Genomic DNA, 20,650 nt, shown 5'->3' with positions numbered 1-20,650 from the left:
GACGACGTCAGGCCCGCGATACTTCGTCACGTGCGTCCAACGCCGAGATGATGGTGCGGAATTCACCGACCAGGGGGTGGTCGGGGTGGGCTTCGGCAAATATGCGTTCCCCGTACAGAGCCGCCATTTCCGGCGAGTAGGGAAGGATTCCGGCCAGTGGCGCCCCGTAGACGGCCTCGGAGCGGCGGCGGGCCGCGTCCCGGTCGATGCCCTCGGGGGCCATGCTCAGGACCAGGTTCCGCCGACAGGTCAGTCGCCCGGCGAGGGCGATGGTCTCCTCGACGCCGGAGAGGTCGATCCGGTCGGCCCGCGCCATGATCATCAGTACGTCGGCGCTCGCCATGGCGGTCACCGACTCGTTGTTGAGCCCGGCGTGGGTGTCGAGCAGCAGCACGTCGAGGGCGTAGTGCGCGGCCAGCCGGTCGAAGCCCTCCGGCAGCAACCCCACGTCGTAGCCCCCGGCCATGATCTCGCGCAGGGCGGCCGTCCCGGTCCGGGCCGGTACGACGTACAGCCCGGGCGCGCCCGCCTGCTGGGCGGTGGTCTCGATCTCGCAGCGGCCGAGCAGGTAGTCGGTCAGGGAGGCACCGGGCCCCAGACGGAACAGCAGGTCCAGGGTGGGTGACTGGATATCGGTGTCGACCACCCCCACCCGGCGCCCCTCGGCGGCCAGGAGCAGCGCGAGGTTCGCCAGTACCGAGGACTTGCCCGTCCCACCGCGGTGCGAGTGCACGACGATGGTGCGGGTCATCTAGGCCACCACCCGGGTGCCGGCGCCGTCCGCGCGCGGCCCCCGCGCCGCGCGTGGCCGGTGCAGGGCCAGCATGGTGACGTCGTCGTGCTGTTCGGCGGTGCCGGTGTGCTCGCGCACCGCCAGGTCCATCCGGTCGACCACGTCCTTGCCGCTGACCGGCGGCCCGGCGAGCAGTTCCAGCATCCGGTCGTCGCCGAGGAAGCTGCCGTTCGGGCAGCGGGCCTCGGGGACCCCGTCGGTGAAGGCGAACAGGGTGTCGCCCGGGTCGAGCTGGGCGTAGCCGAGGGTGTAGACGCAGTCTGGCTGGATCCCGACGGCCGGCCCGGTGATGTGGAGGGCGACCGGCGGGCTGCCGTCGGCGGGCAGCAGCAGGGGCGGGTTGTGGCCGCCGTTGATGTAGACGAGGCTGCCGGTGAGCGGGTCGAGCACCCCGAAGAAGAGGGTGGCGAAGTAGCCCTGCCGCAGGTGGTTGCGGGTGAGGTAGCCGTTGGTGGCGGTGACCGCGTTGAGCAGTGGGGTGGCGCCGACGACCGGGATCCGCCGGCTGCCGCCGGCGCGTCCGGCGACCAGGTGCTGTAGGCCGCTGTTCTGCGCGGTGTGCCGCAGCAGGGAGCGGATGAGCGCCATGAACAGCGCGGCTCCGACCCCCTTGTCGCAGACGTCGGCGACGACGAAGGCGAGCCGGCGGCCGCGGGAGATCTCGAAGACGTCGTAGAAGTCTCCGGCGACCTGTCGGGCGGGACGGAACCGCACGTCGATCTCCCAGCCGTCGGGGACGGGCATCGATTCGGGCAGGAAGCCCGCCTGGATCTCCCGGCCGATCTCCAGTTCCTTCTCGTAGCCCATGAGTTCGGCGCGGGCGTCGGCCTCCCGCAGGGTGCGGCCGAGTCCGGCGCGCTCCGAGCAGCTGTGCAGCCGGGCCCCGACGAGGGCGGGCAGGAAGGGCGGTACGAGGTAGTCGTGCCCGATCCGGACGTGCTCCTCCAGGGCGGCGAACTCCGTCACGGTCCAGACGACCACGATGGGGGCCCCGGCCCAGCGGCGCAGCCGGCGTACGGCCATCCGTACCGCCTCCCCGTCGGACTCCGCGGGGGCGAGCAGCACGTCCGCGACGGGCAGCAGTTCCAGCGCGCCTTCGCGCAGCTCCGTCAGGGAGCGGGTGACGAGTGCCGCGTCCATCGTCCGCAGGGCGTCGAGCAGCTCGGGCGGCGGTGGCGGGTACGCGTCGAGGATGATCACGGTCGTGGAGGGCATCGGTCCGTCCCCTCAGCCTTCACAGTCAGGGTGCTGATGTTGCGGCCGTCCCTGTGCGCGTAGCCGAACTCGTCCACGCTGGTCAGCGCCAGGTGGATGCCGAGGCCGCCGATCCGCCGATCCTCCGGGGGGACCCCGGGGGCGGGCGGCAAGCGGCCTTCGACGGGGTCGAAGGGGGGTGCGGTGTCCTCGATGACGATCTGCACCCCGTCCGGGCCGGAGCGGCCGCGGACGGTGATCCGTCCGCCACCGCCCCGGTACCCGTGCATCACGACGTTCGTGGCCAGTTCGTCCACGGCCAGCCGGAGCCGGTAGGCGGCGCCCTTGTCGAGGCCCGCCGCTCCGGCCAGCCGCAGTACGAACGAGGCGATTTCGCCCAGTGCCCCCACCGTTGCGGGCACTTCCAAGACGCAGGACTTCCTCGCCAGTTCGACCATGTCAGTCACGGTGGTCACTCATCGGCGAGAACGATGCTCCGGTCGAGCCCGGCCGTCCGGATGGTCCGGGACACGGGCTCGATGGCACCGACCACCTTGATGGTGACGTCGTTCGCGACCTTCTGCTGGGCGAAGACCAAGGAGCGCAGTCCGGCGCTGGCCATGTAGCCGACGCCGGCCATCCTGATCTCGACGGTCTGGGTGCCGTGGCCGGCGGCCTTCTCTATGGTCCGGTGGAAGTCCGGCGCGGTCTTGGCGTCCAGCTCGCCCGTCAGTTCGATCACGGTGGTGTCGCCCTCGATGCTCAGGGACACGGAAAGCGGCATGTCAGGTCTCCTTCGGTCAGGGCGTGTCGAGGTCGTCGGAAACGTGAGTGCGGCCCACCAGGATCACGACCGAGCGCGGGCCGATCAGGTACTTCCCGGCGTTGTCCAGCTCCTGCTCGGCTCCGGGGGTGCGGATGTCGTACGGTGCTTCGGCCCCGGTGTCGGCGAACAGGTGCCAGCTCCGGCCTCCCGGCAGGGCGGGCAGTTCCAGGTCGTGCGACTCCCAGTGCGCGTTCATGGCCACGTACACCACGTCGTCGTCGCCGGTGCCGCAGCGGGCCACCGCCAGCAGCCGGCTCTCGGCCGACCAGTCCGGCTGCCAGGCCCGCTCCCCGTGCCAGCTGATGTCCGGCAGGCCCAGGTGCTCGCGGACCTGGCCGGTGGGGTGGGCGGTGGAGCGCAGTTCGCGGTGGTGCTTGCGGAACTCGATCATCTCCCGGGTGAACCGGAGCAGTTCGGCGTTGTCGTCGACCTGGTCCCAGTCGAACCAGGAGAGCTCGTTGTCCTGGCAGTAGGTGTTGTTGTTGCCCTGCTGGGTGCGGGCGACCTCGTCCCCGGCCAGCAGCATCGGGATGCCCTGGCTGGTGAAGAGGATCGCGAGGGCGTTCTTCATCTGCCGGGTGCGCAGCGCGTTGATCTCCGGGTCGTCGGTGGGTCCCTCGGCGCCGCAGTTCCAGCTGTTGTTGTCGTTGGCGCCGTCGCCGTTGTTCTCGCCGTTGGCCTCGTTGTGCTTGTCGTTGTAGGAGACCAGGTCGGCGAGGGTGAAACCGTCGTGCGCGGTCAGGAAGTTGACCGAGGCCGCGGTGCCGCGGGTGGCGTACAGGTCGGGCGAGCCGGCGATCCTGGTGGCCAGTTCGCCGGTGACGCCGGGGTCGCCCTTGAGGAAGCTGCGCACGGTGTCGCGGTACTTGCCGTTCCACTCGGCCCAGCGGCCGTAGGCCGGGAAGTTGCCGACCTCGTAGAGGCCGCCGGCGTCCCAGGCTTCGGCGATGAGCTTGGTGTGCCGCAGGACCGGGTCGTAGGCGAGCAGTTCCAGCAGCGGCGGGTTGGGCAGCGGGGTGCCGTCCAGGGCCCGGCCGAGGATGGCCGCCAGGTCGAAGCGGAAGCCGTCGATGTGGTAGTCGGCGACCCAGTGGCGCAGGCAGTCGAGCACGTAGTTGCGCACGACGGGGTGGTTGCAGTTGACGGTGTTGCCGGTCCCGCTGAAGTTGAAGTAGTACCCCTCGGGCGTGAGCATGTAGTACGTGGCGTTGTCGAGCCCCTTGAAGGAAATCGTCGGGCCCTGCTCGTTGCCCTCGGCGGTGTGGTTGAAGACGACGTCGAGGATGACCTCGATGCCGGCCGCGTGCAGGTCCTTGATCAGGGTGCGGAACTCGTCGCCCTGCATGCCGTAGCGTCCGGTGGCCGCGTAGCCGGCCTTGGGCGCGAAGAACGAGACGGTGTTGTAGCCCCAGTAGTCGAAGAGCTGCTCGCCGGTCTCCGGGTTGGTGCGCGGGTTGTCGCTCTCGTCGAACTCGAACACCGGGAGCAGCTCGATGCAGTTGATCCCGAGTTCCTTCAGGTACGGAATCTTCTCGCGCAGTCCCGCGAAGGTGCCGGGTGCGGTGACCTGCGAGGAGGGGTGCCGGGTGAAGCCGCGCACGTGGGTCTCGTACACGACGAGGTCCTCGGCGGGGATGCCCAGCGGGGTGTCGTCGCCCCAGTCGAAGTCTTGGAGGCAGACGCGGGAGCGGTACTGGTAGCCGCGGCTGCGGTCCGGCTCCACGCCCCACACGTCGCGGCCGGCGATCAGCCGGGCGTAGGGGTCGGAGAGCACCTGTCGGGCGTCGAAGCGGTGGCCGGTGACCGGGTCGTAGGGGCCGTCGGCCCGGTACCCGTATTCGATGTTCTCGTGGTCGAGGCCGAAGACGGTCATGGCGAAGACGCTGCCGGTACGGAATTCCTCGGGGAACTCCAGTTCGGCCATCGGCTCGGGTTCTCCGCGCTTGAAGATGACCAGGGTCATGGAGGTGGCCTGGTCGGAGAAGACGGAGAAGCTGACCCCGCCGGGGACCACGTTGGCCCCGAAGGGGAACGGTTTGCCGGCGCGGACGCGGTACCCGCCCACCTCGTGGGTCGGGTACGCGTCGACGCGCAGCACCTGCTCGGACCGGGTCTCGGTCATCGCGCGGCCTTGGCCTTGGCCTTGGCGGCCGCGGCGACGGCCTCGCCGGTCTCGAAGAAGTCGAGGAACCCGGTGGCCGACATGACGAACCGGACTTCCTCGCTCACCCCGTAGAGGGTGACGGCGACGCCGGCGTGCTGCGCCTCGCGGTAGACCACGAGCAGGGTGCGCAGGCCCGCGCTGGAGACGTAGGTGACCGCAGTGAGGTCGATCTTCAGCGGCTTGCCCTCGCGGACCAGCGGCAGCAGCGCCTGGAGCAGCGAGCCGGATGTCTCGCTGTTGATCTCGCCGGTGGCGACGAGCACGGTGCCCGTCTTGTTCCGGCGTTCCTTGACGTTGAGAGTCATTGCATTCCCCTCTGGTTGGGGCGCCCCCCGTTGAGCGCTACTTCTTGGCGACCGGACGCAGCCGGACCTTGACCTTCACGCGGCTCTGCACGTCGGGCAGCCGGACCGTGAGGGCATCGGCGTCGAAGTCGGTGTACGGCTTCTCGTCGATCTCCACGGACGCGATCTTCACCGAACCGGCGGGAAGCAGGTCGGGCGAGACGCGCAGGATGCGGTCGGGCAGGTTCGTCGGGTCGGGCTGGAAGTGGAAGTCCATCTCCCGGCCGTTGATGAGCAGGTTGTTGTAGACGGCGGAGAGGTAGCAGAGCTCCGCCGAGTGGTACATGGACATCGAGTGGCTGCCCTTGAGCCGCTCGGTGCCGAGCAGGTACGGCGTACCGCTGGCGAGCACGTTGAAGTAGACGGCTCCCTCGTCGTGGTCGAGGAAGAAGGTGTTGTAGAAGGCCTGGGCCTGCCGGGCCTCGCGCAGGTTCGCGTCGCCGCCGACCGTGCCGTTCAGGATGAGGTAGGCGAGGATCGCCTGCTCCTGCTGCCACCAGGCCTTGCGGTCGTGCCAGGCGAACCGGTACGCCTCCTGGTCGCCCTCCTTGATCCGCTCGACGACGTCGTACCAGCCGCCGCGCTGCACGTCGCTGCCGACCGCCGGCATGATCTCGCCGATCTTCTTGGCGAGCCGCTCGTACTCCGGCTTGGCCTTCAGCGAGTTCATCCGCATCAGGTTCCAGGCGATCTTCAGGTTGTGGCCGACCACCGCGCGGTTCTGCTGCCAGCTGTGGGCGGCGTCGTGCGACCAGTCGCGGAAGAAGCGCTCCTGGACGAAGGGGCTGTTCTCGTAGTCCGGGAACTTGTCCGCGATGGTGTCGAAGGTGTACTCGAGGAAGTCGGCGTACTTCTGGTCGCCGGTCGCCAGGTACAGGTTGATCAGGTAGGCGGGCGCGTGGTCGCCGACCGAGTTCCAGTTCTTGCGCTCGGCGTTCTCGCCGAGGGACTCGTGGTCGGCGCTGAAGAGGATCGGGTCGATGTGCGAGTAGTAGCCGCCCTGCTCCGGGTCGAAGAAGAACTTGTCGAACAGCCTGATGGTGGCGTCCGCGTCGTTCTTGATCCGGACGTCACCGGTGACCCGGTACGTCTGGATGGGGCCGGCCAGCGCGTAGATCTGCTCGTACATCGGGATCGCGTCGTAGTCGTCGGAGAACTCCGAGGTGAAGAGCTTGCGCTCGCTGTCCCCGTCGACGCTGATGCCGTGGTACCAGAAGACCACGTCCTCCTCGCTGTCCACGACCCGCATGTGTTTGCGCAGGTACTCGGTGCCGCGCTCGGCGATCTCCAGGTACTCGTCCTTGCCGGTCAGCAGGTAGGCCGAGGCCATGCCGTAGACGAGGCGGGAGATCGTGTCGGTCTCCTGGACGTGGCTGGCGGTCTTGTCACCGCCGAGCCGGATCTCGGTGCGGTACTCGGTGAAGTCCACCGGCCCGTCGCCGAACTGCGCCCGCTTGTAGAAGTCGGCCAGGGATTCGATCTGCTTGATCCACCAGCTGGGCTCCTCGAAGCGGTAGTCCTCGGACCCGCGGCCCAGGAAGACCAGGCGCTTGGCGTCGAAGCTCCCGCCGCGCTCCGGGTAGTGGACCCCGTAGACGAAGAGGAACCGGCCGGGCGAGAGCATCTCGTCGATGTGCCCGGAGGCGTCGATGTAGGGCTCGTCCAGGTTGCGGACCAGCTCGGCACTGGGGTCACCGGCGAGGGAGACGTCGAACTCGCGCCCGTCGGAGGTCTTCAGCCTCAGCAGCCGGGCCCCGGAGTCGAAGCGGGTGACGTATCCCGCGATCGTGTCGGAGAAGGAGAAGGTCACGGCGTCAGCCATGGGTCACGCACCGTCCTTGTCGTGAGAGCCGTCGTCCTCGTACCCCTGGCTGACCTCGACGATGACCCCGTCGGGATCGCGGACCCACACGGTCCGCCAGCCGCAGATGAAGTCGTCGAAGTCCAGTGGTCCCAGGGTCACTTCCGCCGCGTCGCCCAGCTCTGCCAGGAACGCGTCCACGCTGTCGGTCTGGAACGCCAGGTGGCGCATCCGGCCGGGGGCCTGCGGCCCGTCGTCGTGTGCCGGGCGGGCCGGTTCGGCGGCGCCGGCCGCGAAGAGCTCCAGGTACGCGTCCCCCTTGCGCAGGAACACGATCTGCGCCTCCCCGAGGTCGACGACCCGGGCCCGGGCGAAGCCGAAGTACCGGGTGTAGAACTCCTCGGTGGTCTTCTGGTCGGTGCAGTTCAGGCCCACGTGGGACCACCGCAGCCCGGCGGCCATCAGCCGGCTCCCCGGCCCCGGCCGGCCGCGATCAGTTCGATGATCCGGCGGGCGAACAGGTGGTGGTGGGCTCCGGTGCGGCCGGTGACCAGGTCCCCGTCGACCACCACGTCCTCGTCGACGTACTCCCCGCCCATGTTCCGGACGTCACCGATGAGGTTGTTGTGGCAGACCACCTTGCGGCCGCGGATCTTGTCCGGGATCGAGGAGGCCAGCCACATGCCGTGGCAGATGATCCCCTTGAGGACCGTCGGCTCCTCGAAGGCCCGGCGCAGCAGCTCGGTCGCCGGAGCGAGGACGTCCACGTCCTCGGTGTAGCGCAGCCGGTCGGCGACCATGCCGGAGGGCACGATGATCGCCGCGTACCGGCGCAGCTCCGCGTCGCTCAGCCCCTCCAGGGACTGCGTGGCGGTGAAGGGCGCCCGGTACTCGTGCCCGGTGAAGGTGATGGAGTCGTTGCCCCACAGCCGGGTCAGGAAGTCGACCTCGGCGCCCTCCTCGGCGAACCGGTGCTGGTAATAGAAGATCTCCGGCTCGTAGTAGTCGCTCTCGACCAGGACCGCGATCCGGGTCCCGGACAGCGCGCCCTCGCGCAGCACCGCGTCAGACACGGGAGGTTCCCTTCAGGAAGTCCGCCGCGCGCTCGGCGATCATCGCGATGGCGGTGTGGCAGTTGCCGGACGGGACCGCGGGCATCACGCTCGCGTCGACCACGCGCAGGTTCCGTACGCCGTGCACCCGCAGCTCGGGGTCGACGACGGAGAGGTCGTCGATGCCCATGCGGCAGGAGCCGGCCTGGTGGTGGTAGCTCTCCGACTTCTGCTTCGCGAAGGTCCGCAGGTCGTCGTCGCTCGCGTAGCCGGGGCCGGGTTGCAGCTCCTGCTTGTACCAGGGCGAGAAGGCGGAGGTCGCGAAGATGTCCCGGGCGATCTTGATGCCCTGCACCATCCGTTCCAGGTCCCACCGGTCGCCCAGGTAGTTCGGGTTGATCAGCGGGTGGGCCAGCGGGTCGGCGCTCGCCAGCTTGATCCAACCGCGCGAGACGGGCCGTACGACACCGGGCAGGATGGACACCGTGTGGGGGTGGTCCTGGCCGACGATCACGTCGAACGGCACGTGGACGAAGGCGATCTGCAGGTCGGGGGCGGGCAGCCCGGGCTGCGAGGACAGGAATAGAGCGCTCTCCGACAGGTTCTGCGCCGGCGGCGGGAGCTCCTGGGTGACCTCGGCCATCAGCCCGGTCAGGACGTGGTTGTGGAAGTTCTCGCCGACCCCGGGCAGGGCCGCGGTGACCTCGATGCCGTGCTCGCGCAGCTGCTCCGGGTGGCCGATGCCGGAGAGCAGCAGCAGCTTCGGGGACTCGATCGCCCCGGCCGCCACGACCACCTCGCGGCGGGCCCGTACGGTGTGCAGCCCGGGCGCCGCGGCGCTGCTGTGGCCGTCCCGGACGGTCCGGCCCGGGAAGTCGGCGGGAGCCTTCAGCTGGACGTACTCGACGCCCGTGCAGGTGTCCCCGTCGAACAGCAGCCGGGTGCTCTGCGCGTTGGTGCGCAGGGTCAGGTTGGCGCGCCGCAGCGCCGGCTCCAGGTAGGCGGCGAGGGCGCCCTGGCGGCGGCCGTCGGCCACGTCGATGTGGTGCCAGCCGGTGCCGAAGAGGCCGCGCCGGGGGCCGTCGGTGTTGAAGTCGGCGATCTCCTGGTGGCCCAGCTCGACGGCGGCGTCGATGAAGGCGCGGGAGACCGGGTTGGGGCCGTGCCGCCCGGCGTTGGTGATCCGCTGCGGGCCCCGGGTGCCCGTGGTGGCGGCGGTGACGTCCTCCTGGCCCTCCAGCAGGGCGAAGTAGGGCAGCACGTCCTCGTGGGACCAGCCGGCGGCGCCCTGGTAGGCCCAGTTGTCGAAGTCCGAGGCGTGGCCGCGGATGTGCATCATGATGTAGAGGTTGCTGCTGCCGCCGGGGGCCTTGCCGCGCGGTTCGTACGTACGGCGGCCGCCGAGTCCGGGCTGCGGGGTGCTGGTATAGCCCCAGTCCACCGGCCCGCCGAGGAGCTTGTACCAGGAGGACGGGTCGTCCACCTCGGGCGGGATGCGGGAGCCGCCCGCTTCCAGGACCAGCACGGAGACGTCAGGGTCCTCGGAGAGCCGGTCGGCCAGCACGCTGCCGGCGGTGCCGGATCCCACGACGATGTAGTCGTACTCTTCGACGCTCACGGATCCCCCTCAGTCCTGGCTCAGCACCTGGAAGGGAACCGTGTCGTGGTAGTTCGCCATGTAGGCGATCTTTCCGTCCACGATCCGGAAGAAGTTCATGACCTCGGCCTCGATGGGCTCGCCGGAGGCGCTGACCGCGGTCAGGTGGGAGACGGCCGCGGCCTTCTCGCCGTCGACGAGGAAGTGCACGGGCTCGTTCCGGAAGACCCGGTACATCGTCCCCATGCCCTTCATCATCGAGCGCAGCACGTCCAGGCCCTCGATGTGGCCGGCGAGCTGCTCGTCCATGACCTGGTCGTCGGCGAACAGGTCGCACCAGCGGTCCCAGTCCCCGGCGTTGGCGTACTCGTAGTACTTTCGGAGGATTTCGGTGTGGCTCTCGTGTCGGTCCATCGCGCTCGACCCCCTATCGGTCCCTGCGGGTTCCGTCGGGCGCGAACGGCGCCCAGAATTGGCTGAAGGCGGTCGCCGAGTCCCCGAAGAGCCCGTCCCGGCCCTCGACGATCCGGCCGCCGCGCCACCGCATGAAGTGGAAGACCGGGTAGTCCATCCGCTCGTACGCAGACGTGCTCGTCTCGTCCGCGCCGTCCCGCAGGGCCACGTTGCGGCACACGTCGGCGCTGCAGTCCTCGCCGACGAGGACGGCCTGGATGTCCATCCGGAAGGTGCCGCCCGTGAGCTTGTGGGTCTGCCCCATCAGCTCCAGGAAGGCGTCCAGGCTCTCGTACCAGCCGGCCAGCGGGTGGCTGCCCGGCACCAGCCAGCGCAGGTCCTCGGAGTAGTACTCCAGGATGCGCGCCCGGTCGCCGGAGCCGAGGGCGGCATAGGCCGCCTCGACCCGTTCCCGTGTCACTTCGGTCATCGTCGCTCCTCCTTCGCCGGCGCTCAGAGCGAGCCGGAACCGGGCATCGGCGCCAGGTCGTTGACGGTGTACTGCTTGATCAGCGGTCCGTCCGGGCCGGCCACGACCGTCCAGGTCTGGTCGGCGTCGAAGCCGAGCCACTGGCTGCGGGCGGCCGGCGGGTCCCAGATCTTGGCCTGCCAGTTGACGAGGACCCGGACGACCGCCCGGTCGCCCTCGATGACGGGCTCCACCTTCGTGACGGTGTGGACCTCGTCGAAGAAGCGGTGGGTGACGGCCGCGTACCAGCGGCCGAACCCCTCGTGTCCGAGGAAGGTGTCCTCGGGGACCTTGAACTCCAGGTCCTCGGTGATCAGGGCGAGCACGTCGTCCGGACCCACGTGCTGGTCCAGCGCCACGTACCAGTTCTCGGCGAAACTGCGGATCGCGTCCTCGGTCAGCTGCCGCTCGGCGGGCATGCGGTCTCCTCCTGTCCGTGCTGCGTGAGTGCTCTGGTCAGATCTGGATGTCCACGAGGAAGGGTCCGGGGTGGGACAGCATCCGGCCCACGGCGGCGACCGCCTCGTCCGGCTTCTCCACGCGCGTCCCGCCGGCGCCGAGCGACCGGGCCAGCCCGGCGAAGTCGATCTCGGGGTGGGAGAGGTCGAAGGAGTGCGGGAAGCCGTGCTCCGGGATGTCCCGCTCCCGCCAGTACTGGGCGATGTTGTCGTCCAGCAGCCGGTACTTGCGGTTGTTGCACACGACGAACTTGGCGTCGATGCCGTGCCGGGCCGCCGTCCACAGCGCCTGGTACGTGTACATGGACCCGCCGTCGCCCGCGAAGCCGACCACCAGCCGCTCCGGCCGGGCCAGCTTGGCCCCGACCGCGCCCGGGAAGCCCACGCCGAGCGAGCCGCCCCGGGTGAGGTGGTAGTCGCCGGGACGTTCCGCCGGCAGGTACCGGGTGACCAGCGGCGAGGTGGTCAGCGCCTCGTCGAAGACGATCAGGTCCCCGCCGGTGCGCTCGGCCAGGGTCTTCAGGAAGACGGCCATCGGCGTGCCGTCGTCCGGGGCCGAGCGGGCCTCCCGCACCTCGCGGACCCGCTCCCGGGTCCGTACGTCGAGGCGCGCGGCAGCGGCGGCCCGCTGCTGCGGGCCGAGCCGCCGCTCCAGTACGCCGGCCAGCGCGCGCAGCGCCTGCTTGGGATCGGCGGCCAGGCCCAGGTCCACCGGGTGGTTCTTGGCGATCTCGTAGGCGTTGAGGTCGATGTGGACGACCCTGGCGCCCGCTTTGAAGGGGCTCTCCAGCTCGGGGAAGACCTCCGGGAAGACATAGGTGCCGACGATCAGCACCCCGTCGGCGTCCCCGACGAGCTCCTTGCTGTGCGGGCCGAACATGTGCCCGGTCTGGCCCCGCCGCAGCGGGTGCGAGGCCGCGATGTTCACCTCGGACGAGTCGACCTCGTACACGTCGGCGCCCAGCAGCTCGGCGACGGCGACGAGCTCGTTCTGCGCCCCGGAGAGCGCGACCCCGTCCCCGACCAGGACGATCGGCCGCTCGGCGGAGGCGAGCAGCTCGGCCGCCCGGCCCACCGAGGCCGGCGAGGGCGACACGTCGGTGAGCACCTGCGTGGAGGGCAGGACGGGCTCGGAGTTGAGCTCGTCCAGCACGTCCATGGGCAGCGCCACGAACACGGGCCCGCGGGGCGGGGTGAGCGCGATCTTCACGGCCCGCCGGACGGTGCGCAGGACCGAGTGCCGGTCGGTGACCCGGGTCGCGTACTTGGTCACCGGTTTGGCCATCGCCACCAGATCGGACGCCATCTGCGCGTCCATGGCGTCGTAGCGGACCCCGGCGTCACCGGCGACCACGACGAGCGGGGTGTGGCCGCGCAGCGACTGGTAGAGCATGCCGATGCCGTTGCCCAGGCCGACGCCGGAGTGCAGTTGGAGCAGGGCCGCGCCGCCGGTCGCCCGGGCGTACCCGTCGGCGATGCCGGCGGCCACGGTCTCCTGGAGGGCGAGGACGTAGTGGAAGTCCTCCGCCGCGTCCACCGCGTCGAGGAATCCCTGTTCCACCGTCCCCGGATTTCCGAACATCACATTCAGGCCGTCGGCCTTGAACTGCTCGATCAGCCTTTCCCGTCCGGGAGTGGCTTCCATGAATTCCCCCTCAACTCTGCGATTTCCCTGCGGCTTCCGGGATCACCAGCCGTATCGGGTGAGACCGTCCTCCAGGACTTCCACGATCTTCTGCCCCGTGAGGTACGAGTCGGGGGTGGAACGTCCGGTGACGAAGGGGAAGTCGACGATGACCGATACCGGCTTGCCGAAATTCCCGTGGTACGCGCCGCGCGGGCCCGTCGCGTCGCGCAGGATGTACTCCAGCGGATACGGCGGCGGCCCCATGTTGAAGTCGGTACCGAGGAATCCGGTGCCGTCCTTGTAGTCGTACTCCTTGCAGTGGCCGGTCACGTGCTTGCCCCAGATGATGCTCCGGCGGTCGCCCCAGTCCCGGGCGAACGCCAGGCAGGCGACCCCGTAGCACTCGGCGGCGACGACCTTGCCGGCCTTCTGGAAGGCCAGGATCAGGGCGTGCACGCGCTCGTTGTTGGCGAGGTCCGCGATCGGGCCGCTGCCGCCGACGATGAGGATCGCGTCGTACCCGGCGACGTCGGCGTCGAGCTTGTCGAGATCGCGGTGGTACTGCTCCAGCTTGGGCAGATAGCCCTCGTCGCTCGTGTACGGACGCTCGGGGACCCACGCCTCGATGTCGAGCGGCGAGTCCAGCCGGCTCGACTGCTCGAACTCCCGCCCCAGCCGGGCGTTCTCCTCGGTGGTGACCGAGCGTCCCAGCGGGGGATCGATGTAGTTCGCGTCGAGGCTCGGCGGAAGAGCGTGTGCACGCTTTCCGGTCGGCGTGGCGAATATGACCTCGTAGCCCCGCTCGTCGAACTTCGATACGGGACCTATCAGTTCCTCGGCCCAGTAACCGTGTTCGGAGACAATGACCAGAATCTTTCTGCTCACGTATTCCTCCAGGCGCCGCCTGTTGTCGTTGGCGTCCACCACACTGGCCGCGCCCAGGGGCTTCGTCAAAGCGCTGGTATGCGACTTCGTGAGGTAGCGGGCCAGCTCGTGGCAGCACCTCAGGAAGTCGTCCGCAGACGTCAGGAAGTACCTTCAGGACTACCTGACTTCGGCCGAATCGATGAACCGTTCCCGGGGCTCCGACCTATGGTCTGGACGCGCCGTGAATCACGGGCGCACGAGCCGACTTGATGAACGAGCAACAGCACGGGCAAGAGCACGAGGAGAGGGACGGGGACGATGACGATGGACCTGTTGTGCACACACATCGATCAGATACGTCCGGTGAAACCCACGGCCGTGGGCTGCGAGGAGTGCCTCATCGCCGGCGACACCTGGGTGCACCTGCGGATGTGCCTCAGCTGCGGGCACGTCGGATGCTGCGACTCGTCGAGGAACCGTCACGCCACCCGGCACTACCGGACCACCGAGCACGCCATCGCGGCTTCCCACGAGCCCGGCGAGGACTGGGCCTGGTGCTACGCCGACCAGCTGATGCTGGACCCGGCATGAGCGCGGCCCCGGAGGGTTCCGCCGCCGCCACCACCTCGGCGGCCGCGGCCGCCGAACGCGCGGAGCACAAGAAGCCGGTCATCCTCGCCGTGGACGACGACCCGCAGGTGCTGCGCGCCGTCCGCCGCGACCTGCGCAGCGCCTACGGTGACCGCTACCGGGTGCTCGGGGCCTCCTCGGCGGCCGACGCCCTGAAGATCCTGGACTCCCTCGACGAACGCGGCCACGACCCGGCGCTGTTCCTCGTGGACCAGCGCATGCCGGACGTGACCGGCGTCGAGTTCCTGCTGGAGGCGGTCAGCCGCTTCCCGGACGCCCGGCGCGTCCTGCTGACGGCCTACGCGGAGACCGACGCCGCGATCACCGCCATCAACCGGGTCCGGCTGGACTACTACCTGCTCAAGCCCTGGGACCCGCCCCACGAGCGGCTCTTCCCGGTCCTGGACGACCTGCTGTCGGACTGGCTGGCCACCTACCGGCCGGCGTACGACGGGATCATCGTCGCCGGCCACCTCGTCTCCCCCGGCACCCACGCCGTGCGGGACTTCTTCACCCGCAACGGCCAGCCGTTCCGCTTCCTCAACGTCGAGCGGGACCCCGAGGCGCTGACCCTGATCGCAGCCCAGCCCGACGGGGCGCTCCCCCTCGTCCGCTTCCCGGACGGATCGGTGCTCTCGGCCCCGACCGACACCCAGCTCGCCCAGCGCCTGGGCCTGGCCACCACCGCCTCCCGCCCGCACTACGAGTGCGTCATCGTCGGCGCGGGCCCGGCGGGGCTGGCGGCGGGGGTCTACTCGGCCTCGGAGGGCCTGTCGACCCTCATGCTGGACTCCCGCGCCCCCGGCGGCCAGGCGGGCACGTCCAGCCTGATCGAGAACTACCTCGGCTTCCCCTCGGGCCTCTCGGGCGGCGACCTGACCCGCCGGGCCACCATCCAGGCCTCCCGGTTCGGCGCCGAGATCCTGCACCCGGTCGAGGTGGTCTCGCTGACCCGGGACGACCCGGCCAAGATCCTGACCCTGGCGGACGGCACCGAGATCTCCGCCGAGACGGTCCTGCTGGCCACCGGGGTCTCGTACAACCGCCTCGACGCCCCCGGCGCGGACCGCTTCGAGGGTGCCGGCCTCTACTACGGCGCGGCCACCACGGAAAGCTCGGCCTGCATCTCGCAGCACGTGTTCATCGTCGGCGGGGCCAATTCCGCGGGCCAGGCGGCAGTGCACTTCGCCAAGTACGCCGCCCGCGTGACGATCCTGGTCCGCGCGGCCTCCCTGGACGCGAGCATGTCGCGCTACCTGATCGACGAGATCGACCGCACCCCGAACATCGAAGTGAAGGTGCGCACGACGGTGGTCCGGCTGGACGGCGAGGAGCACCTGGAGCGCCTCACCCTCCACGACGCGGACACGGGCGAGGACACCGAGATCCCGGCCCGCTTCATGTTCACCTTCATCGGCGCCCGCCCGCACACCGACTGGCTCGCGGGCGTCGTCGAGCGCGACGAGTACGGCTTCGTCCTCACCGGTTCGGACCTGATCTCCAACGGCGGCGAACTGCCGGCCGAGTGGAGCCTGGAGCGCGCCCCGTACCCCCTGGAGACGAGCGTCCCCGGAGTCTTCGCGGCGGGCGACGTCCGCGCCCACTCGGTGAAACGGGTCGCCTCGGGGGTGGGTGAGGGAGCGATGGCCGTGTCGCTGATCCACCGCTACCGCTCGATGGGCTGAGAGCGAACGCCGCGAGCCTTGCGATCAAGGTCGCAACGGATGCAACGTTGATTACATGATTACAGCAGAACAGAGCGAACAGCTCCGCGCGTGGTTCGCCGAGCGCCTGCCGGTCGACGTCTACGAGTCCCTGGACTCGGTCACCCTCGACCGCGAGGAGATCACGGTCGTCGGCGTCATACCGGCGGCCGAATCGGTCAAGGAGTTCCGCGAACGCACCCGCGAACAGCGCATCGAAGTGGCCCGCGAGGCCGAAGAGCTCTACCGCCGGAAGGTCGCCTGGGGCGTGCGGGTGGGTGAGGAGACGACCCTGTTCACCCACCTCGCCGTCCCGGTGATGACCCGCCTGCGCCAGTCCGAGCGCCAGGTGCTCGACACCCTGGTCGCCGGCGGCGTGGCCCGCAGTCGGGCCGACGCCCTCGCCTGGTGCGTCCGGCTCGTCGGCCGCAACACGGACGAGTGGCTGACCGAGCTGCGCGGCTCACTGGACGAGGTCCAGCGGGTCCGCGCCCAGGGCCCCGACGTCTCCGAACCGACCGACTCCATGAAGTCCGGGTCCGAATGACGAATCCGCCCCACGGCGGCGCGTGATCGCGTAAGGCTGGCGACGACCTATACCCAGGGAGAGGCACGCACCCATGACCACCACCGTCGAATACATCCGCTACCGGATCGCATTGGACGACCAGTCGGCCTTCGAGGAGGCGTACGCCCGGGCCGCCGAGTCCCTGGCCGCATCCCCCGAGTGCATCGACTACGAGCTGGCCCGCTGCGAGGAGGAGAAGGAGCGCTACATCCTGCGGATCCGCTGGACCTCGATCGAGGAGCACCTGGGCGGGTTCCGCAAGGGCGAGCACTTCCCGGCCTTCTTCAACGCGATCCGTCCGTACGTGACGGCCATCGAGGAGATGCAGCACTATCTCGTGACGGGCGTCGTGGGCACGGGAAAGGCCGCCGGATAACGATGAGCACCACACCCACCATCTACGAGTGGATGGGCGGAGCGGAGGCGATGAACCGCCTCACGGACGCCTTCTACGCCCACGCCCTGCAGGACGAGATCCTGGCCCCGGTCTTCGCCGGCATGGACTCGGAACACCCGCAGCACGTCGCGGTCTGGCTGTCAGAGGTCTTCGGCGGCCCTTCGGACTACACCGCCCACCACGGCGGCCACCAGCACATGGCCACCAAGCACCTGGGCCGGGCGATCACCGAACGGCAGCGCCGCCGCTGGGTGGACCTGCTGATGGACACGGCCGACGAGGTCGGCCTCCCGACGGACCCGGAGTTCCGGGGAGTGTTCGCCTACTACATCGAGTGGGGCACCCGCATGGCCCTGATCTACTCGGGCCCCAACCCACCCCCGGTCGACGCGGCCAAGATCCCGGTCTGGTCCTGGGGCCAAACCCCACCCTGGATCCCGAACACGACCCAGAACTGACCCAGGGGGCAGGCCCGTAGCCTGCCCCCACCCCAGCTTCTCCGGCCCCACTGGGCCAACGTTCGAGGCGCCCTTCCAACCCCGCCCGGCCCACCCCAGCCCCGCCGGCGTTTGAGGCGCTCCTTCAGCCCCGCCGGCGTTTGAGGCGCTCTTTCAGCCCCGCCGGCGCTTGAGGTGCGGGGTCCGGGGCGGAGCCCCGGCAACCGGCCCGGGCCCGGCCTCGGCCTCGGCCAGCACCACCACCAGCCCCGGCCCGCCGCCAGGCCCCGGCTCCCGCCAGAAACCCACGGCTTCCTCCAGCACCTCGACCAGCGTCTCCCACTCGCCCGGCCGGGCATCGGCGTAACCCCGCCACGACGTCACCGCCACCAGCCACCCCCCACCCCGCGGCACCGGCAACCACGACAGGTCCCGCAGCGCATCGGCCAACGCGTCCCAGTTCCCGCCGACCCACTCCGGCAGCCGCAAGGCGTCCCCGCACCGCCGCATCAGCTCGGACTTGTCCCGTACCCCGCTCAGGTCCAGCCGTACGGTCGTCCGGCCCGCGGCTTCGGCGGCTTCGAGGGCCGGGGCGAGCGGCTGCGGGTCCAGGCTCATCGGAGAACCGCCTTGAAGGTGTCGTAGTGGTCGTCCGTGTAGAAGAACTCCCCACCCCCACCCGTCACGATCCGCCGGGCTCCGCGATCACGCTCTCCCGGCGTCCGCACGGTGTACTCGTGGTAGTAGCCACGCTTCTGCTCGGGCAGGGCCTTCTCGAAGTTCCCGAAGACCGTGCCGTCCTGCCGGTAGGGGTACGGCCCGCCCTCGTCGATGAGCGCGAGAACGTCACGGGCCTGCTGCGGCAGCCCGTCGGCCCGTACGGTGGCCATGCCCTTCGCCCACTCCGGGACGGCGGAGGCACTCGTGCGGGAGGCGGCGGCAGGTGCGGGTTCCTGCCCGCCACAACCCGCCGCACCGACCAGTGCGGCGCACAGGAACAGGGCCCCCAGCAAACGCAGCAACGATCGGGGCACGTTCCGAAAGATCATGCACCGATCGTGCCAAATATCCGATTCGCTAGCGAATCGCCCGGTGGCCTCAGAGTGCGGCCATCTTGGTGTAGGGACTCAGGATTCGCTTCTGGACCGAACCGAAGTCGACGAGAACAGCGATCCCCTCCTCGATTCCGACGACACGGCCGAGGCCGTGCTCGTCGTGGGTAACCCGGTCGCCGACGTTGAAGTGCCGGATGGGCTGCTCCACGGGGGCCTTGAACGGGCTGGACGGCAAATGGCGGCGAGGTACTGCTGACTTTGTCATTGGAACCAGTATGCGCCCCGCGGGCCGCCGCGCGGCCCGCCGTTCGGATCTCAATTCCAGCACCATCCGCACCGACGGCGGCAACAGCGGCCGCCGCGGCCCGTCATGCCCGGTCAAACCGCATCAGTCGTCCGGGTCGGCCCGGTCCAACGCCGGCCGCAGCCCGGGGGCCGACTCGGTGAGGAGGTAGTCGGCGACCGCCGTGTCCGTGACGAGACTGGTCACCAGCCCCGACCTCAGCACGGCCCCGATCGCGGAGGCCTTGCGCAGCCCGCCCGCGATCGCCACGACCTCGGGGATCCGCCGCAGTCGGTCCGCCTCGACGGTGATGCACCGCTCGCCGAGGTCCCGGCCGACACGACGCCCCTCGGCGTCGAACAGGTGCGCGGACATCTCCGCCGCCACACCCAGCGAGGCGTAGTGCTCCCGCTCTTCGTCGGTCAGCATGTCGTGCACGGTCGAGATGCCCGGCTCCCACGAGCCGATCGACACCGCCGCGACCGTCACCTTGTCGAAGTACTCGAAGGCGCGCGCGATCCCCGTCTGGCTGCGCAGCGCGGCCGCGGTCGCCGGATCGGGCAGCAGCATCGGCGCGTAGATCGGGTGCGCGTCACCGCCCGAGACCTGGGCGGCCCGGCGCACGGCCTCGACCGAACCGCGCTCGGCGGTCCCCGCGTCGTACACGCCGGTCAGCTGCACCACGGTGCACTGCGGCAGCCGGTGCAGGGAAGCGGCCATGTGGATGGTCGACCGCCCCCACGCCAGGCCGAGCACGTCGCCTTCGTTGACCAGCTCGCCCAGCAGGTCGGCCGCGACCGCCCCGAGGTTCTCCGGGTCGGGCGCGTCCTCGGTGGTGTCGGCGGGCGACTCCACGACGACGGCGTGCCGGAGCCCGTACCGGGCCCGGAGCGCGTCCGACCGCTCGGCATCGAGTTCGGCCGGTACCCGGATCTCGATCCGTACGAGGTCGCGTTCGAGGGCGGTCTCCAGGACCCGGGCCACCTTGAAGCGGCTCACGCCGAACTCCTCGGCGATCTGGATCTTGGACTTGCCCTCCAGGTAGAAGCGGCGGGCCATGGCCGCCGCCTGCACCAGCTCCGCGGGTCCCATCCGCAGGGCTGACCGTCCCGCCGACATTGCAGACACCGCGCTCTCCTCACTGCTGTTCACACTCTCGACTCGCCGTTCATCCTGTCAGATCCGACGGCCGTTGATCAGCCTGGACAGCTCCCGTTCACCGAGCTGTTCATCAACCCTTGGTTCAGTGGTCGCAAGCCCACGGCGCGGCTGCGATCGCCGCACCCGCCTGCTCACGCAGCGTGCGCACGGCGGTGGCCGGATCGACCGCCCCGTAGACCGCACTGCCGGCCACGAACACGTCCGCGCCGGCCTCGGCACACCGTTCGATGGTCGAGGCGGAGACCCCGCCGTCGACCTGGAGCCACAGCTCCAGACCGTGCTTGGCGATCAGCTCCCGGGTACGGCGGATCTTCGGGAGCATGATGTCCAGAAAGGGCTGGCCGCCGAAGCCGGGCTCGACCGTCATGATCAGCAGCATGTCGAGCTCGGGGAGGATGTCCTCGTACTGTTCGATCGGCGTCGCGGGCTTGAGCGCCATCGAGGCCCGCGCCCCCTTGGCCCGGATCTCCCGCGCGAGCCGCACGGGCGCGGCGGCCGCCTCGGCGTGGAAGGTGACCGATCCCGCTCCGGCCTCCACGTACTGGGGGGCCCAGCGGTCCGGGTCCTCGATCATCAGGTGGAGGTCCAGCGGAGTGTCCGTGGCCCTGCTCAGCGATTCCACGATCGGCATGCCGAGGGTCAGGTTCGGGACGAAGTGGTTGTCCATGACGTCGACGTGCAGCCAGTCGGCCCCCTCGACGGCCTTCGCCTCCTCGGCGAGTCGGGCGAAGTCGGCGGACAGGATGCTGGGATAAATCTGAGCGGCCATGC

Annotated in this window: 25 protein-coding genes; 5 read left to right on the top strand and 20 right to left on the bottom strand. The window is 69.9% G+C overall.

The features are described from left to right. Positions 1-7: 7 nt before the first annotated feature. From OG386_RS34290 to OG386_RS34220, 15 genes are read right to left on the bottom strand one after another with little or no spacing between them, the layout of a single operon-like run. A complete protein-coding gene (locus tag OG386_RS34290; RefSeq protein WP_327386437.1) occupies positions 8-751 on the bottom strand; it encodes a MinD/ParA family protein in 744 nt (247 codons plus the stop codon). Next, positions 752-2,008 carry a PP2C family protein-serine/threonine phosphatase gene (locus tag OG386_RS34285; RefSeq protein WP_189740364.1) on the bottom strand — a complete coding sequence of 419 codons (1,257 nt, stop codon included), beginning with the start codon at positions 2,006-2,008 and terminating at the stop codon, positions 752-754. It lies immediately after the preceding gene. Beyond that, positions 1,990-2,445, bottom strand: a complete 456-nt coding sequence (locus tag OG386_RS34280; RefSeq protein WP_328793469.1) for an ATP-binding protein — start codon at positions 2,443-2,445, stop codon at positions 1,990-1,992. Before OG386_RS34280 ends, OG386_RS34285 begins: the two co-directional genes overlap by 19 nt. Positions 2,446-2,459: 14 nt before the next feature. Next, positions 2,460-2,771, bottom strand: coding sequence for an STAS domain-containing protein (locus OG386_RS34275; RefSeq protein WP_327386436.1), 312 nt, complete (start codon positions 2,769-2,771; stop codon positions 2,460-2,462). Between the two features lie 16 nt (positions 2,772-2,787). Beyond that, positions 2,788-4,935 (bottom strand): glycogen debranching protein GlgX, encoded by a 2,148-nt coding sequence (gene glgX, locus OG386_RS34270; RefSeq protein ID WP_328791262.1) that lies wholly within the window; start codon positions 4,933-4,935, stop codon positions 2,788-2,790. Next, complete coding sequence (locus OG386_RS34265; RefSeq protein ID WP_030008823.1) at positions 4,932-5,282, bottom strand: STAS domain-containing protein; 351 nt, start codon at positions 5,280-5,282, stop codon at positions 4,932-4,934. The genes glgX and OG386_RS34265 overlap by 4 nt, the downstream gene beginning before the upstream one ends. Before the next feature lie 37 nt (positions 5,283-5,319). Further along, on the bottom strand, positions 5,320-7,143 hold the full coding sequence (locus tag OG386_RS34260) for an AGE family epimerase/isomerase (RefSeq protein WP_328791261.1): 1,824 nt from the start codon (positions 7,141-7,143) through the stop codon (positions 5,320-5,322). Positions 7,144-7,146: 3 nt separating this feature from the next. Continuing rightward, a complete protein-coding gene (locus tag OG386_RS34255; RefSeq protein ID WP_328791260.1) occupies positions 7,147-7,584 on the bottom strand; it encodes a VOC family protein in 438 nt (145 codons plus the stop codon). Further along, positions 7,584-8,195 carry a DJ-1/PfpI family protein gene (locus OG386_RS34250; protein WP_030008820.1) on the bottom strand — a complete coding sequence of 204 codons (612 nt, stop codon included), beginning with the start codon at positions 8,193-8,195 and terminating at the stop codon, positions 7,584-7,586. The genes OG386_RS34255 and OG386_RS34250 overlap by 1 nt, the downstream gene beginning before the upstream one ends. Further along, positions 8,188-9,792: a GMC family oxidoreductase gene (locus OG386_RS34245; RefSeq protein ID WP_328791259.1), complete on the bottom strand. Its 1,605-nt coding sequence runs from the start codon at positions 9,790-9,792 to the stop codon at positions 8,188-8,190. Before OG386_RS34245 ends, OG386_RS34250 begins: the two co-directional genes overlap by 8 nt. 9 nt (positions 9,793-9,801) lie before the next feature. Beyond that, entirely contained in the window at positions 9,802-10,185 is a 384-nt protein-coding gene (locus tag OG386_RS34240) for a nuclear transport factor 2 family protein (protein ID WP_328791258.1), read from the bottom strand. 13 nt (positions 10,186-10,198) lie between these two features. Continuing rightward, entirely contained in the window at positions 10,199-10,654 is a 456-nt protein-coding gene (locus tag OG386_RS34235) for a nuclear transport factor 2 family protein (RefSeq protein WP_328791256.1), read from the bottom strand. Positions 10,655-10,677: 23 nt separating this feature from the next. Continuing rightward, complete coding sequence (locus OG386_RS34230) at positions 10,678-11,112, bottom strand: nuclear transport factor 2 family protein (RefSeq protein WP_328791255.1); 435 nt, start codon at positions 11,110-11,112, stop codon at positions 10,678-10,680. 37 nt (positions 11,113-11,149) lie between these two features. Next, entirely contained in the window at positions 11,150-12,796 is a 1,647-nt protein-coding gene (locus tag OG386_RS34225) for a thiamine pyrophosphate-binding protein (protein WP_328791254.1), read from the bottom strand. 42 nt (positions 12,797-12,838) lie between these two features. After that, the gene (locus OG386_RS34220) at positions 12,839-13,663 is read right to left on the bottom strand and encodes a type 1 glutamine amidotransferase domain-containing protein (RefSeq protein ID WP_327386429.1); all 825 of its coding nucleotides are present in this window, start codon (positions 13,661-13,663) and stop codon (positions 12,839-12,841) included. A gap of 306 nt (positions 13,664-13,969) precedes the next feature. Between OG386_RS34220 and OG386_RS34215 the strand changes: the two genes are divergently transcribed. From OG386_RS34215 to OG386_RS34195, 5 genes are all read left to right on the top strand, one after another. Next, on the top strand, positions 13,970-14,236 hold the full coding sequence (locus tag OG386_RS34215) for a UBP-type zinc finger domain-containing protein (RefSeq protein WP_033226151.1): 267 nt from the start codon (positions 13,970-13,972) through the stop codon (positions 14,234-14,236). Next, positions 14,233-15,960 carry an FAD-dependent oxidoreductase gene (locus OG386_RS34210; protein WP_328791253.1) on the top strand — a complete coding sequence of 576 codons (1,728 nt, stop codon included), beginning with the start codon at positions 14,233-14,235 and terminating at the stop codon, positions 15,958-15,960. Before OG386_RS34215 ends, OG386_RS34210 begins: the two co-directional genes overlap by 4 nt. Positions 15,961-16,015: 55 nt before the next feature. Then, positions 16,016-16,525: a hypothetical protein gene (locus OG386_RS34205; protein WP_328791252.1), complete on the top strand. Its 510-nt coding sequence runs from the start codon at positions 16,016-16,018 to the stop codon at positions 16,523-16,525. A gap of 73 nt (positions 16,526-16,598) precedes the next feature. Then, positions 16,599-16,922, top strand: coding sequence for a putative quinol monooxygenase (locus tag OG386_RS34200; protein WP_328791251.1), 324 nt, complete (start codon positions 16,599-16,601; stop codon positions 16,920-16,922). Positions 16,923-16,924: 2 nt separating this feature from the next. Next, positions 16,925-17,401 (top strand): group II truncated hemoglobin, encoded by a 477-nt coding sequence (locus OG386_RS34195; RefSeq protein ID WP_328791250.1) that lies wholly within the window; start codon positions 16,925-16,927, stop codon positions 17,399-17,401. A gap of 153 nt (positions 17,402-17,554) precedes the next feature. Here the strand turns inward: OG386_RS34195 and OG386_RS34190 are convergent, their stop codons facing one another. The 5 genes from OG386_RS34190 to rpe form a co-directional block, all read right to left on the bottom strand. After that, complete coding sequence (locus tag OG386_RS34190; protein ID WP_328791249.1) at positions 17,555-17,998, bottom strand: barstar family protein; 444 nt, start codon at positions 17,996-17,998, stop codon at positions 17,555-17,557. Next, positions 17,995-18,429 (bottom strand): ribonuclease domain-containing protein, encoded by a 435-nt coding sequence (locus tag OG386_RS34185; protein WP_328791248.1) that lies wholly within the window; start codon positions 18,427-18,429, stop codon positions 17,995-17,997. The genes OG386_RS34190 and OG386_RS34185 overlap by 4 nt, the downstream gene beginning before the upstream one ends. A 49-nt stretch (positions 18,430-18,478) precedes the next feature. Next, positions 18,479-18,700, bottom strand: coding sequence for a CarD family transcriptional regulator (locus OG386_RS34180; protein WP_314253348.1), 222 nt, complete (start codon positions 18,698-18,700; stop codon positions 18,479-18,481). A gap of 123 nt (positions 18,701-18,823) precedes the next feature. Continuing rightward, positions 18,824-19,837: a sugar-binding transcriptional regulator gene (locus tag OG386_RS34175; protein ID WP_189740535.1), complete on the bottom strand. Its 1,014-nt coding sequence runs from the start codon at positions 19,835-19,837 to the stop codon at positions 18,824-18,826. Between the two features lie 124 nt (positions 19,838-19,961). Further along, positions 19,962-20,648, bottom strand: a complete 687-nt coding sequence (gene rpe / locus OG386_RS34170) for a ribulose-phosphate 3-epimerase (protein WP_327386423.1) — start codon at positions 20,646-20,648, stop codon at positions 19,962-19,964. Between the last annotated feature and the right edge of the window lie 2 nt (positions 20,649-20,650).

The sequence above is a fragment of the Streptomyces sp. NBC_00273 genome (assembly GCF_036178145.1).
GTDB lineage: Bacteria > Actinomycetota > Actinomycetes > Streptomycetales > Streptomycetaceae > Streptomyces.
The sequence above is the reverse complement of the archived record's forward strand: the minus strand, read 5'-3'. Positions and strand labels throughout refer to the sequence as shown.

Excerpts from the sequence above, each read along its gene's own strand:
- OG386_RS34290 (WP_327386437.1), bottom strand. The coding sequence starts at position 751 with ATGACCCGCACCATCGTCGTGCACTCGCACCGCGGTGGGACGGGCAAG.
- OG386_RS34285 (WP_189740364.1), bottom strand. The coding sequence starts at position 2,008 with ATGCCCTCCACGACCGTGATCATCCTCGACGCGTACCCGCCACCGCCG.
- OG386_RS34280 (WP_328793469.1), bottom strand. The coding sequence starts at position 2,445 with ATGGTCGAACTGGCGAGGAAGTCCTGCGTCTTGGAAGTGCCCGCAACG.
- OG386_RS34275 (WP_327386436.1), bottom strand. The coding sequence starts at position 2,771 with ATGCCGCTTTCCGTGTCCCTGAGCATCGAGGGCGACACCACCGTGATC.
- glgX (WP_328791262.1), bottom strand. The coding sequence starts at position 4,935 with ATGACCGAGACCCGGTCCGAGCAGGTGCTGCGCGTCGACGCGTACCCG.
- OG386_RS34265 (WP_030008823.1), bottom strand. The coding sequence starts at position 5,282 with ATGACTCTCAACGTCAAGGAACGCCGGAACAAGACGGGCACCGTGCTC.
- OG386_RS34260 (WP_328791261.1), bottom strand. The coding sequence starts at position 7,143 with ATGGCTGACGCCGTGACCTTCTCCTTCTCCGACACGATCGCGGGATAC.
- OG386_RS34255 (WP_328791260.1), bottom strand. The coding sequence starts at position 7,584 with ATGGCCGCCGGGCTGCGGTGGTCCCACGTGGGCCTGAACTGCACCGAC.
- OG386_RS34240 (WP_328791258.1), bottom strand. The coding sequence starts at position 10,185 with ATGGACCGACACGAGAGCCACACCGAAATCCTCCGAAAGTACTACGAG.
- OG386_RS34235 (WP_328791256.1), bottom strand. The coding sequence starts at position 10,654 with ATGACCGAAGTGACACGGGAACGGGTCGAGGCGGCCTATGCCGCCCTC.
- OG386_RS34230 (WP_328791255.1), bottom strand. The coding sequence starts at position 11,112 with ATGCCCGCCGAGCGGCAGCTGACCGAGGACGCGATCCGCAGTTTCGCC.
- OG386_RS34225 (WP_328791254.1), bottom strand. The coding sequence starts at position 12,796 with ATGGAAGCCACTCCCGGACGGGAAAGGCTGATCGAGCAGTTCAAGGCC.
- OG386_RS34215 (WP_033226151.1), top strand. The coding sequence starts at position 13,970 with ATGGACCTGTTGTGCACACACATCGATCAGATACGTCCGGTGAAACCC.
- OG386_RS34210 (WP_328791253.1), top strand. The coding sequence starts at position 14,233 with ATGAGCGCGGCCCCGGAGGGTTCCGCCGCCGCCACCACCTCGGCGGCC.
- OG386_RS34205 (WP_328791252.1), top strand. The coding sequence starts at position 16,016 with ATGATTACAGCAGAACAGAGCGAACAGCTCCGCGCGTGGTTCGCCGAG.
- OG386_RS34200 (WP_328791251.1), top strand. The coding sequence starts at position 16,599 with ATGACCACCACCGTCGAATACATCCGCTACCGGATCGCATTGGACGAC.
- OG386_RS34195 (WP_328791250.1), top strand. The coding sequence starts at position 16,925 with ATGAGCACCACACCCACCATCTACGAGTGGATGGGCGGAGCGGAGGCG.
- OG386_RS34190 (WP_328791249.1), bottom strand. The coding sequence starts at position 17,998 with ATGAGCCTGGACCCGCAGCCGCTCGCCCCGGCCCTCGAAGCCGCCGAA.
- OG386_RS34185 (WP_328791248.1), bottom strand. The coding sequence starts at position 18,429 with ATGATCTTTCGGAACGTGCCCCGATCGTTGCTGCGTTTGCTGGGGGCC.
- OG386_RS34180 (WP_314253348.1), bottom strand. The coding sequence starts at position 18,700 with ATGACAAAGTCAGCAGTACCTCGCCGCCATTTGCCGTCCAGCCCGTTC.
- OG386_RS34175 (WP_189740535.1), bottom strand. The coding sequence starts at position 19,837 with ATGTCGGCGGGACGGTCAGCCCTGCGGATGGGACCCGCGGAGCTGGTG.
- rpe (WP_327386423.1), bottom strand. The coding sequence starts at position 20,648 with ATGGCCGCTCAGATTTATCCCAGCATCCTGTCCGCCGACTTCGCCCGA.